The sequence below is a fragment of the Tannerella forsythia 92A2 genome (assembly GCF_000238215.1).
Lineage (GTDB): Bacteria > Bacteroidota > Bacteroidia > Bacteroidales > Tannerellaceae > Tannerella > Tannerella forsythia.
The window spans coordinates 3,280,787-3,293,070 of record NC_016610.1 but is presented as its reverse complement, the minus strand read 5'-3'; the positions used below and the strand labels follow the sequence as shown (position 1 = coordinate 3,293,070).

Annotated in this window: 11 protein-coding genes and 3 pseudogenes; 2 read left to right on the top strand and 12 right to left on the bottom strand. The window is 42.5% G+C overall.

The features are described from left to right. Positions 1 to 66: 66 nt before the first annotated feature. Positions 67 to 1,317: an ATP-binding protein gene (locus tag BFO_RS13450; protein ID WP_014226340.1), complete on the bottom strand. Its 1,251-nt coding sequence runs from the start codon at positions 1,315 to 1,317 to the stop codon at positions 67 to 69. Between the two features lie 595 nt (positions 1,318 to 1,912). Continuing rightward, positions 1,913 to 2,338, bottom strand: a complete 426-nt coding sequence (locus BFO_RS13445; RefSeq protein ID WP_014226339.1) for a DUF3408 domain-containing protein — start codon at positions 2,336 to 2,338, stop codon at positions 1,913 to 1,915. Between the two features lie 671 nt (positions 2,339 to 3,009). On the opposite strand from BFO_RS13445, the pseudogene BFO_RS15760 reads away from it, so the two are divergent. Further along, a pseudogene (locus BFO_RS15760) lies at positions 3,010 to 3,150 on the top strand (conjugal transfer protein MobA); the annotation flags it as partial. On the opposite strand, the gene BFO_RS13440 reads toward BFO_RS15760, so the two are convergent. The 7 genes and pseudogenes from BFO_RS13440 to BFO_RS13400 all read right to left on the bottom strand — a co-directional run bounded on the left by BFO_RS13440 (position 3,146) and on the right by BFO_RS13400 (position 8,906). Next, positions 3,146 to 3,466: an RteC domain-containing protein gene (locus BFO_RS13440; RefSeq protein ID WP_021583719.1), complete on the bottom strand. Its 321-nt coding sequence runs from the start codon at positions 3,464 to 3,466 to the stop codon at positions 3,146 to 3,148. The pseudogene BFO_RS15760 and the gene BFO_RS13440 sit on opposite strands and share 5 nt — an antisense overlap. A gap of 297 nt (positions 3,467 to 3,763) precedes the next feature. Then, the gene (locus BFO_RS13430) at positions 3,764 to 5,116 is read right to left on the bottom strand and encodes an MATE family efflux transporter (RefSeq protein WP_014226334.1); all 1,353 of its coding nucleotides are present in this window, start codon (positions 5,114 to 5,116) and stop codon (positions 3,764 to 3,766) included. Between the two features lie 96 nt (positions 5,117 to 5,212). After that, a complete protein-coding gene (locus BFO_RS13425) occupies positions 5,213 to 6,061 on the bottom strand; it encodes an AraC family transcriptional regulator (RefSeq protein ID WP_014226333.1) in 849 nt (282 codons plus the stop codon). Between the two features lie 33 nt (positions 6,062 to 6,094). Then, positions 6,095 to 6,625 carry an HXXEE domain-containing protein gene (locus BFO_RS13420; RefSeq protein WP_041590967.1) on the bottom strand — a complete coding sequence of 177 codons (531 nt, stop codon included), beginning with the start codon at positions 6,623 to 6,625 and terminating at the stop codon, positions 6,095 to 6,097. A 451-nt stretch (positions 6,626 to 7,076) separates the two neighbouring features. After that, positions 7,077 to 7,670, bottom strand: a pseudogene (locus BFO_RS14285) (type 1 glutamine amidotransferase family protein). A 19-nt stretch (positions 7,671 to 7,689) separates the two neighbouring features. Beyond that, positions 7,690 to 8,538: a DNA damage-inducible protein D gene (dinD, locus tag BFO_RS13405; protein WP_014226330.1), complete on the bottom strand. Its 849-nt coding sequence runs from the start codon at positions 8,536 to 8,538 to the stop codon at positions 7,690 to 7,692. A gap of 53 nt (positions 8,539 to 8,591) precedes the next feature. Beyond that, positions 8,592 to 8,906 (bottom strand): winged helix-turn-helix transcriptional regulator, encoded by a 315-nt coding sequence (locus BFO_RS13400; RefSeq protein WP_014226329.1) that lies wholly within the window; start codon positions 8,904 to 8,906, stop codon positions 8,592 to 8,594. A gap of 133 nt (positions 8,907 to 9,039) precedes the next feature. On the opposite strand from BFO_RS13400, the gene BFO_RS13395 reads away from it, so the two are divergent. Further along, entirely contained in the window at positions 9,040 to 9,444 is a 405-nt protein-coding gene (locus BFO_RS13395) for a nuclear transport factor 2 family protein (RefSeq protein WP_014226328.1), read from the top strand. A 61-nt stretch (positions 9,445 to 9,505) separates the two neighbouring features. Here BFO_RS13395 and BFO_RS13390 read toward each other — a convergent pair whose 3' ends face one another. From BFO_RS13390 to BFO_RS13375, 3 genes and pseudogenes are all read right to left on the bottom strand, one after another. After that, positions 9,506 to 9,868, bottom strand: coding sequence for a hypothetical protein (locus BFO_RS13390; protein ID WP_014226327.1), 363 nt, complete (start codon positions 9,866 to 9,868; stop codon positions 9,506 to 9,508). Between the two features lie 12 nt (positions 9,869 to 9,880). Then, positions 9,881 to 11,011 (bottom strand): annotated as a pseudogene (locus tag BFO_RS15755) (IS630 family transposase). A gap of 60 nt (positions 11,012 to 11,071) precedes the next feature. Then, complete coding sequence (locus BFO_RS13375) at positions 11,072 to 12,274, bottom strand: site-specific integrase (RefSeq protein ID WP_014226326.1); 1,203 nt, start codon at positions 12,272 to 12,274, stop codon at positions 11,072 to 11,074. Positions 12,275 to 12,284: the final 10 nt, after the last annotated feature.

Here is a 12,284-nt window from a genome sequence, read left to right as displayed (position 1 = left end):
TTTGCAAGCAAAAGTTTCGTGGCCAGAAAATGTATATTTATTTATAAGCATAAGGATTTCTGTAATTTATAGCTCTAGAGAATTTTTATTAAGAAGAAAATCATAAATACTAATTGTGGTTATTCCCTGTTCATCTCTTGTAACGGGGCATTCTTCACCTATAACGATTATCTTTTTGAATGAATCATCCACTTTTAATAAAGATGCTCGCTCTTGTTTCACTTTTTCTTCTGTTCCCATTCTGTATGCGGATTGAATGTAGTACCTTCGGCTTCCAAGATTGCAGACAAAATCAACCTCCAAAGTGGAACGTTGTCTTTTTCCATCATCTTTGACATTTACAATAGGAACAGCCCCAACGTCTACATTAAATCCACGAATACGCATTTCATTATAGATAAGGTTTTCCATCAAATGACTCTTTTCATATTGCCTGAAATTGATACGAGCATTACGCAACCCTAAGTCCATGAAGTAATATTTGAATGGAGAGTTTATATAGCGTTTGCCCTTTATATCATATCGAGTTGCCTTTTCAACAAGAAAAGAATCATATAAATAGTCGATGTAATCCTTTATTGTGTCATAGGATATAGATGATTTTTTCTCACTGCGAAATGTATTTGCAAGTTTATTGGGATTTGTCAAAGCTCCGATACCAGACGCCATAATGTTGATAAGTTCTTCTAAATCATCATTTTTTCGTATATCATACCGATCCTTAATGTCTTTGACATAAGTTTCCTCAAATAGAGATTTCAAAAACTTGACTTTTTGTTCCTCTGTAGTACATGACAGAATCTGTGGCAATCCCCCATATAGCAGATATTCATTTAGCCCGGCTTGAATAGAGCCTTTATATGCAGACATATATTCATGGAAACATAATGGGAACATTTTTACTTCATATCCACGTCCTCGAAACTCTGTTATAATATCCTTCGAAAGAAATTTTGCATTGCTACCAGTAACATATACATCAACATTCTGCATCTTGAGAAAACCATTGAGAACGTCCTCGAAATGATCAAGCATCTGAACTTCATCCAGTAGCACATAATACTTCTCTTTATCTCTAATGCAATTTTCAATATAAGAATACAAATTGTCTGGATTTCTTAAATCTCTATTCTTGAAATCTTCAAGATCCACTTTTATGATATGATCTGATGTAATTCCTTGTTGTTCAAGATACGATACAAAAATCTCAAACAGGAGATACGATTTTCCACATCTACGCATTCCTGTTATTATTTTAATCATACCATTGCCTTGCAATGAAACCAATTCGGCCAAGTAGTTATCACGCTTTATCATCCCTGTAATCGAATTTTATGTGTAACCGTCTCGTAATTCTCGACTACAAAAGTAGTGTTTTTCTATCATTCCAAGAAAGATTTCTCGAAAAACATGTGTAAAAGCACAGAAATTTAGAATAAGAGGAAGATCTAGATTATTCTACAAAATCCTCATATACCTGATATTTCCTACTTTATTCTTACTTTTAGGAAGATCGTGTTATACCTTTAATTTTACAGGAGTACAATCTTTACCACTAAAGAACAAGGGGATATAGAAGATCGAAATAGTCATAACTCTATATATTGGTATTGGAAGAGCGCACAGAAGTAAAGAATGAGGCAAGAACATGCCCCTTGCGGAGCATAAAAATGTCGCAAGAGGTGTATTTACATAAAACAGGGCACACTCCACATTTCGTCGTTCGACTAGTCCTCGCAGGACTTTGCCTTGTATCGGCAGAAAGAGACAAATTCCTGTCTCCCGACTCTATCTTCGGTAACATTCTGCTCGTGGGATGTTTGCCGCATCTCAGTAAGCTAACCCTTCGGTGTTGTAGGGCAATACGACAAGGAGAAAAACAGTTCCATTTAAAACATCTGAAGATAGGGATTTACAATAACTTCTTGAACTTCATCTCCGCTAATCTATTAATTTCATCCTTGTAAGTTTCAAGATGATGGAGGATGATGTTCTCCACATAGATACCAATGGTCATATCTCTGTTTCTCATCGACATGACTATCTCCGCCAACGTGTCCTGCAGCTCTTTGGCAATATAGATAGTCTTGCGATTTTTCAGGGTGTTTCGACAGATGAAAAGGGATTCATAGTCTCCTTTCGCGACCATACGCTTTTCTCGCTTTTGGCTTTTCACGAAATCCCTTGCTATTGGTGCATCATCTGGGAACTCCGATTTTTCTTGTTTTTCTTCCTGAGAGCTTTTCATCTCCCTCTCTTTTCTTTCCATAGGAATACCCTGTGAAATAAGTTCTCGGATGGCAACGGGATCAACAGTGCCAATTTTCTTCTTTGTCATACTCTTTTGGTTTTAATCGTGATACATTCTATTGGTCACTTCAATATAGGCATATTCACTTCTTTGAAAGAATCTGCCTTTTATCGGATATTGGTACAGCTATGGGGTTACTTCCGCATAGGCACGACCTCCTGCCTATGTATTCCGGCAGAGGTTCTCATTTTCGTTTATCAGGACAATCGTTCGATTGCATCCACTTTTGTACATTTATACGTTCGAGGATCTCGTTCATCGAGAGTGGATATTATCGAAGATATATACCCTCGCAGACACATTCGACAATGCAAAAATATGGCTTTATGGTACTGTTGTCAGTAGCTTTTTGCTAACTGCGTACTTGTGGCTTCGATTTGCGTATTTGTGACCCTGTGAAAGGTAAGTGGTTTAGGCACAACGCTTAGTAACTTTGCCTCCAAGCGGTAAACTGAAGCCTTCGAGGCATAAAGCGTTCTTTTTTTGAGAGAATCGTTTTCCGTCTTTCACGGACGGATTTATTTGCGTCGGAGCAAATAGCAAGGTATGTTTTATGCAGCACAACTCCGTTTTTGCAGCATAAAACCCTTGCTCTTGCAGAGAGCTGAAAAAACTCCGAAGTCGTTTTTTCTTGAAAGAGAGAACGCAATGCCTCAAATGCCGGTGACGTTGTAAAACACTAAAATCCAAAGTAAGAAATGAAAATGAAGAAAATTCGGAGCGCACGCTCCAGGGAGAAGACAGAAAAGCGTGTTTCGGTCAATTTTACGCCAACGGAATACGCTCATTTCCTCACGATGAAAGAGGAAAGCGGTGTGCCAAGTCTGAATGCAGTTATCGTTTCTTGAACTTGCCACCTTTCAGGTCGCTCTCTACCATACGTTTGTTGAGTTTCTCACGGAGTTCATCAAGGAAATAGGTGCGGCTGTCATCCTTGCGTCGTTTTATATTCATATAGACGTTGTAGCAGTTCTTGATTTCCACACCGAAGATTTCAGAAAGAGCGTCTGCCAGTTCTTCTACGCCAATCTCTCCATTATTGATACAATCACAGGTGTCAAGGGCATAGAGCAGTTCCACCAAGTCTGTCGCCTTTCCTGTCCAACGGAGTTTCTTGGCTGGTTTGACGGGCAAAGCAGGAAGAAGCCCCTGCATTCGCACCTTCAGCAATTCCAGCTCTGTGTCAATGACAGAGAGTAGCTCCAATACATTTTTTCCCCTCTCCGTCCATCAAGTACTTCTCTTGCAAGGTTTGTAAACGAAAACGAGTATAGCGGAGGATACGAAACAACGAGACAGTATCTTCTTCTGTATCACATAGAGCAACAACCTTCAATATAAAGTTGTCTGACGCCTTTTGTATCTGTTCTTTTGTAGAACAAAAAGAGAGCATTATCTTAAAGTTTTCTGTTTGAGTAAGTCTTAGCATAATCATATCTTTTAAGTTCAACATTATAAATTCTCTGTTGTGAGATGTGATTGATGACCTATCTCCCTGTGAATTCGGACGGCAAAGAGCAGCGTCATCAAGGTTGCAAAGACATCGGCGACAGGCTGGGCATAGAGTACTCCGTTCAATCCCCAATACGATGGAAGCAGCAATATGGTGGGGATAAAAAAGAGTCCTTGCCGTCCGATATTGAGCAGAAGGCTCTGCCTCGCCCTTCCGATTGCCATATATAGTGTGGAATACACAAATTGAAAACCGAATGTGAAGAACATGATGGTATTGGCTCTAAGCGCAATTCTTACTATTTCTTGCATTGTTTCGTCTTTGCCGAAACAGCTGATAACAGGAGAGGTAAATGCCATTATGAGTATGCTCCAAAGCACACAAAACGAGGTTGTGAGTATCAGGGAACAGTGCACCGCTTCCTTTAATCGTTGGAAATTGCCCGCTCCGTAGTTATAGCCTGCCATCGGTTGCAGTCCTTTGACAAACCCGAAGACCACGTTTGTTCCCAATGTGACGATTTTCAGGACGATACCCACAGCCGCGACAGCCTCTGCACCATATTTCACGGCGGCTCTCTGCAACAGACTGATGGAGAGAGTTTGGAGCGATTGCAGAAAGAGCATCGAGATGCCTATCTTAATGATACCCGCATACATCCTTATCGTGGGAACGAACAGGGCAAACGATACTTTTACCTCTGCTTTCGTAAGGAAACGGATGTAAATGGCTGTCGTGATGATTCTTGAAAGAATGGTTGCCCATGCCGCACCTTCCACTCCCCAGCCGAAAGTATAGATAAATAAGGGGTCTAATGTAACATTGACGACAGAGCCGATAATCATTGCCGACGCAGATGTCTTCGATGCACCCTGTGAAACAATGATATTGGACATAGACACATTCAACGCCCCTATGACACAACTGATGACGAAAAGTCTTCCGTATGCTTCTGCCAAGTGCATCATTCCGGTGTTTGCTCCCATAAACAGAAGGATGTCCGGCAGGAACGCATTGCACACAAGGGCAATGAGAGCAGCCAATATCACAGAAGTAATCACCGAGACGGAAGCAACCTGACCAGCCTTGACAATCTGCTTCGCCCCCAACAAACGGGATATATACACTCCGCCTCCGACACCGAACATCAGTCCTATCCCGAGAAACAACAGCGACAGAGGGAAAACAACTGATACGGCGGCGACAGGAAGAGTTCCCAAACGTGCAACCCAAAACGTATCTACCACATTGTATATTGCCATAATCAGCATTGCAATGACAATAGGTATCCCCAACTTTGTCAGGGCTTTCATCATACTTCCTTCTTGCAATATATTCACAGCGTTGTTCATCTTTCTAATCCGTATCTTTTTAAGTGAATAAAGTTCGCTGCAAAGGTATGGTTGAATACAGGCTGCCACAATAGACGGACAACGGTGATAATAGCACTATTCGTGGTAAGTTCTTCTGAAAAGCGAGGGAGAAATGCCCACAACCTTGGTAAACAGTCGTGTGAAGTAGGAGTGATCGTTAAAGCCCAAACTATGTGCAATCTCTTTGACGGAATCTGTAGTATAGACCAATTGACGTTTAGCCTGCAAAATAATCTCGTTTTGGATATGGTGGCTCACACTTGTCCCCAGAACAGAATTTACTGCCTCATTCAGGTAGGCAACGGTAATGTTCAGCCGTCCGGCATAGGATGATGGCGAACGGTTAATTCGAATATTGTTTTCCAGCAAATCCCGAAATTCCCATACAATCTCCTTGTGTCGACCCACAGTTCCCTGCAATTCGGATTGAACCTTTATCGCATTTGCAACGTTCTCCACGACCAATCCCACAATGACGGTGGTCAGTCGCTGAACGACCGCTTTGGCAGATGGATTTTCCATGCCACTCAGTTTGCGGTTAAGAAGTGATAATAATAGTTTCTGTTCCAATATGTCGGATAGTTGTATTTGGGGGCAACCATATCTCTCAAGCGTTCGTTTTTCCTCCTTATCCACCAATACCGAGTCGATAACCAGAAATTTTGCAGAAAGATTGGAAGCGTCAATGATACGATGCACTTGTCCCGGACGGATGATAGCCAGACTTCCTTTCCCGAAAACGTATTCCTCGAAATCAATATTCAGACGGCATTGCCCATCCTCTATGAAGCCGAAGAAATAATAATCATCGGTATGGGAAAAGGCGTATCTGTCTGAAGATGCCGATGTTTGAGATATAATCGTCTTCAGATAGACTCCAATTTCTGTGAGTTGTGAACTTCTATGGATGGGTAACTGGGGCATGTTTTTCTGTTATTTCATGATTGACAACACTCTCTATCTTTTATTCTGCCATTGTTGAAACTTACTCATCAAGAAAAAAGCGGAGAGTAAGCTAAGCATCGTTAGGATAATCCCAACAACTGCCCATAAGAACATCTGCAAAGGAGATAGAACGGAAGCCTTTGCAAATTCAGCAAAGGCATAGATACAATAAGGCAATGTCAAGATTGTGGTAATGATGACAGGTACATATTTTCGGTATATTGCCCATTGTGCAAGATGTACCACAAGATGGACGGAATACCCTGCAAATGCAGCGAACCACCATTGAGAAGCATCTATCCACACGGCACAGAAAGAAATAAGGGAAATCAGAATGAACTCGTGGGCAGTCCCAATGGCAAATGTGGCTGTGGAATAATCAAAATGTCCTCTGTGTGCAAGAAACTGCTCGAATCTCGGGAAACGCCTTTTCAATTCGTCCCTATTTCTGTCAAGCCAATGCCTGAACATGATAATCTCTTCGTATTCGTGAAGCATGAACACAACAGGGAGAAGCAGCATTATTAATTCTAATTTCATCATAATGGTTTCCAAAAATCTATGGCTGTACTCTTTTTAACACGTTTCTTAAATCTCTGACATACTTGGCTTGCCGATATTTTAAATAAATCTTCATAAACGGAATCATAAACCAGTTCTTAGGCTCAATGTGTTCTGTAAAGTCAATCGTAGCATTCTTTTCATTGCCACAGAAAACACCGACCCAATGTCCTTTCATATTGTCATTCTCCATGTCAAACTCCCATCGACAACAAGGTTCTTGTCTTGCTACCGTGAAAGTTGTCTTATATCCACTCTTCGTCATCTCTACAAATTGCGTGTCTGATATGACCTCTATCTCTTCGACATCACTTCTCCACGAATAGTCTGTTAGCGATGTTACAACTTGCCAAACGCTTTGTAAATTGCACGGAAACGTGGCTCTTATGTTTGACTTTACGAACATAAAGTTTAGTATCTCAGAAAAATAACTTTATCTCACGAAACCATTTTTATAGAAATCGTACCAAGCATCTATCTGTTCGGGACTGTTGGCTTTCAGCAACAGAAGCATCTCACGAGTGAACTCCAAATGCCCTACACCATTTGCCGTAACGATATTCTTATCACTGACGGCTTGCGCTCCCACATAGTTTTCTGCGTTAGTATAACGGGGACCGCCCCATTTTTTGAGTTAGTCAAGACCGTTGCCTGTGTGTTTTATGTTGTTCAGAAAACCATGTGAACATAGGAACGAAGCACCGTTACATATCGCCCCGACGATTTTACTTTTATCCAAAGCCTCTTGTACCAATGGTACGACAAGTTCCGCTTCAGGCGAGTCCCAGCGGTTGCCACCGATAAGCACTAAGGCGGCATAATCTTTCGGCATATTCTCGAAAGAATAATCGGGCAAGGTTCTGAAACCTCCGATGGAACAGACTGTGTCCGACGTCGGGGCAACGGTATGCACTTCATACTTGATTTCACCGCCCGGTATCACGCCCACATGAAGAGCCGTGGAGAGAAAAGCCCCCTCCCAATCTGTGTATTCATTTAACAGGATAAATAAAACTTTCTGTTTCATAATAAATTCATTCCTCTTATTACTTGTTGCCTTTCCCCTTTAGCTGCTTTTTCTCCTTGCTTTCCAAACTTTTTATACTATCAGCCACAGGCAAGTCTTCTGGCATGGTTCCTCCAAGTTCTTGAATGGTTTGGCGAACTTTTTTCCCCACTTCATAGTGTGTCTGATTTGCCTTTGTTTTTCCCTTTATGTTTTCACGGCGTAGTTTTTCTTCGGTTTGTGTGGCACGGAACAAATTAGCAGCTAATTCGGTACTTCCCATGTGGTCAAGTATCTTTTGGCTTTTCTTTAAACCTTTTCGGGCATGAATCGCTTTTGCGTCTAATCCACCGTAAAGACCTTTGTAACCATGATTCTGGAAGATTGCATAATCACGAGATTCAACGACACCGGCATTCTTGGCAGCATCAGCTAACTGACTATTGTGGCGAGCCAGTTCATTACGCAAAAAGAGACGTTTTTCTTCTTCGCTTGTCAGACGATTGTACTCGTCCATTTGCTTTATCTCTGCAATCCGTGTCTGAACGGCAAAATAAGTTTGTCCATTCGCCACTACCTCTTTGCCCGGATCAGCATTCTGTACAATCAAGTAACAGGCATAACGGGATAGTTTTACAGATTCCAAAGGGCGTTTTGCTCCAGATCCGATACTGACCATTTCGAGGATATCCTCGAAATGGTCTAAGGGATTGTTGTTACTATTGGCACACGCTTCTTTAGCCTTTTCTATTACCGGTAGGAAATGTCTGTATTCAGAATACTCAAGTACTTTTGCCATTTCTCGTGCTGACCAATATTCTACGCCATTCTCATCAACATGTCTAATCTGTTCAAAGACAGACTTTCGTGGGTTTATTAATTCGTTCATATTACAAGTATCATTAGTTTATTATTATGAGGGATGCTGAGCCTACTAAACACTTACAGATTCTCCATACCGAACTTTGCTATCTCGTCTATAATCGGCAAGACTTTCTCGCCCAATGGCGTGAGGGAGTATTCTACTCGTGGAGGAACTTCGGGGTACTGTTTCTTTTTAACCAGTCCTTTACCGCACAGGAATTTCAACTCGTCGATAAGCATCTTCTCGCTGATGCCGGGAATGGCACGTTTGAGTTCTCCGTAACGGATTATTCTGCGGTTGATTTGGAAGATGATGAGCAGTGTCCACTTTCCGGTGAAAATCTGCATAGACTTTCGTACGGGACATTTATCGTCTGAAATTTTTCTCTCCATGACAAACTTTTTTATTCTTGATAATCAATAAATCTAATAATACGGTATGTATCCTACAATATTGTAGGTACTTGCAGATTGTAGTGCAAAGGTATAACTTTGCAGTGGTTCTAACAATTAAAAATACAGATTTATGGAAAAGAAAATCAAAAAAGTGCGTCAATTTTACACCGCCTTGGCACAGGGTGATTTTGAAACGGTGGGGGCATTGCTCTCCGATGAGTTGGTATGGCATCAGCCGGGAAAGGGTACATTGTCGGGCGTTTACAACGGCAAGCAGAATGTTTTCGCCCATTTGGGAAGAATGGCTCAACTGAGCAATGGCACATTCGCCGTCGACCAAGTGGATTACATTACGGAAAACGGCGATTTGGTCGTGGCTGCGGTTGGATTTGCAGTATCGACAAATGGACGTTCGATGCAGATGAAAGGCGTGGATCTCTTTCGCTTTGAGGATGGGCTGATTAAGGAGATTTGGCTGTTCTCAGAACAAATCGACGAAGAAGACCGCTTCTGGACGGCATTGGCACAAGGTTGATCGTTTATCAAAAACACTAAGGCAGGCAGTAAGGTAAATGCGTCTTACTACCTGCTTTTCCTTAATTGCATAATCCGTTTTTGCCATAATAGACAAGTATCAGAGGACTTGCTTTTGTCTTCTCCGAAAGCCTGCCGATTATCCACCTTCGCAAAGTCTTTGCCTGTGGTGTGGCAATATGAAACAACAACATCGTTATCATTTCAATACTGTACAAATCAATAAATCCTCGTTCAGAGCGGATTGTTCTCATTGCTTCCGCCTCCATCAAAAGCCCCTCTTTGAATATCGCTTTGATTTGTGTGTTCACCTTGCCGGAAAATCCCCCGAGCAGGTCGGCTATCTCGCAAGCTGACATCCAAACGGCAGTCATCGGGATATGTACTTTTCCCTTCTTATCTATGGTTATAGTTCCTCTTTTCATCGTAGTGTTATGTTATCTATTAATTGACGGGTATAGTCTCTTTAGTTTGATTCTTGCATCTTTGTTTGTGAACTGCCAGTTAATGGTTGAATTTTTGTTGTTCCGATGTTCCTGCCAGAGCGCAACTTCTTTTTTTATTTCTTCCATGGTTGAAATATGCCTGTTCAAGCATTGCCTGTTTAAAACGTGCAACTCTATTTCCGCCATATTGAGCCAACTCCCATGCTTTGGGGTAAATACGAAATCAAACCTGTCCCATATCCTTTTGGCCTCCTCCGGTTCAAATGCTTCATATAGCGCTCCCGGAGTATGTGTCTTAAAATTATCCATAACCAATGTTATCCTGTCTGCCTGTGGAAACATTTCATCGGATATCTTTCTGATAAAATGAGCCCAATCCACTTTTGTCTTTGTAGTGGTTACTTCCACCATCCTTTTCCCTTTCAGCGGCTCGTTTGCCATGAATATATTGACTACGCCATGCCTGATATATTCGTAATCAATCCGCGCCTCTCGCCCGGGTTTTACAGGGATTGAATCACGCATCTCAATCAACTGCTTGGATGACTCATCCATGAAGAGACACCGGATTGGAAGGGGTATAGGGCCGCTTATATACGTCCAGGACGTTCTCCATATGGGCTACAAATTCCCCGCCGTTGGCTCTTGGAATAACCCACCCCTTTACTTTCCAGGGCTTAAGTTCATTTTTTTTAAAACCTTCCCCACCGTCACATGGGAAATCTTGTCAATATACTCCAATTCAACCATCTTGTCTGCCAGCAAGCGCAAAGACCATCTCGCATACCCTTCAGGGGGAGCGCTGCAACATAAAGCCACCAATTTGGCTTCCACATCGCCATCGACTTTCCTTTCGTATACGCGTTGGGTTGGGCGACGCTCCAACGTGGCTTCAAAGCCCTCTTCAACAAATCGTTTCTTCACTCGGTCGATGGTACGCATGCCTATGCGTAAAACCTCACATATACGCTCGTTTGTCACCTTCCGGGAATAATCGCCTTCATCGGTATTGAGCAGGATATAGGCGGCACGATAGGTTTGGGACTTGTGAGAGCCTTTGTTGACTATCGCTTCCAATTCTTCCACTTCTTGCTTGCTTAATTTAATAGTGTATCGTATCATGACTTTTTGAGACAAAGATACAAATAATATGCGCCATGTCAAAATTTACAGAACAGTAGTTTAGTATTCATTGCTTTTTCTTCTTTCGATTAACCTATCCATATCCTCTGCAATTTTCTTCTCAGAAATCTTCGCATAGGTCTGCGTGCTGGCGATGGAGGCGTGCCCCATCATCTTGGCAATGCTCTCCGTACAAATCCCCTCAGAAATCAAAAATGATCCGAAGCTGTGCCGGGATTGATGGTAGGAGAGGTTCTCCTTCCGCCCGATAATGACACCGAGTTCGTGTATCTCAAACCACATCATGTCTCTGCTTGGCAAAGGAAAAACCGGCTGCGTGTCATCGGTCGTATTGTACAAATCAAGTATCTGCTCCGCTATCGGATGCAGGGGAATGAATGACTCTACTTTCATCTTCTTACGGTTGATGCGAATGTATCTTCTATTGTCGGCAGTCCGCCCGATATGGTGCGGATACAGCAGTTGGGTATCGACATAGGCGAGTCCCGTAAAACAGGAGAAGATAAAAGTCCTGCGAGCCAATTCCTTCAAAGGGTCATTGGCGGGCAGTTTCAGTTTCAGCAGTTGTTTGAGTTCCGCTTTGCTGATGTGCATCCGTTTGGAGGGTGGTTTCTTCTCATACTCTAACTCTTCCAGAGGATTGGCACGGATAATCTCATAGTCTACGGCGAGATACATCAGTCTGTTCAGCCAACAAAGGCAATGGTTGGTCTGCGATGCTCCGAAGTTCTTGTACCGCTTCAGGTAGACCTTATATTCCCGTCCGAATTCCTCGGTGATGTCCGAAAAGGCAATATCCGTCTTGCCTTTCGAGTCCAAAAACTCACGGATATAGTTCTGGTAATACCGTGAGCTTCTGTAAGTCGAAGTGGAGTCGATTTCCTTGGAACGGACGGCAAGGCGTTCCCGCTCTCTTTCTCCCATTTGGAGCAAATGGATAGGAATGACTGCTTGACCTGCTATCCTGTTTTTCAGCAGTTCTGCACTGACCACACCCTGCTCTTTGAGCATTTCATCATAGAGCCGCTCCGCATGTTTGCGGAACTCTTTCAGACGGTTGTTTGTCCGCACGTCCGCGGTCTCCGCCTTTTTTGCATTCCACTGTTTGGAATTGCAGGAGATGCCCGTGGTTATCGTCGTGCTTTTCCCGTCGATGGAGATTCGGCAAAGTACGGCGGTCGTACCGTCCGCACGGACTTTGCTTCGGTTGATGTATAACAATAAAGAGAATGTACTGCGCATGGTTGTTTCA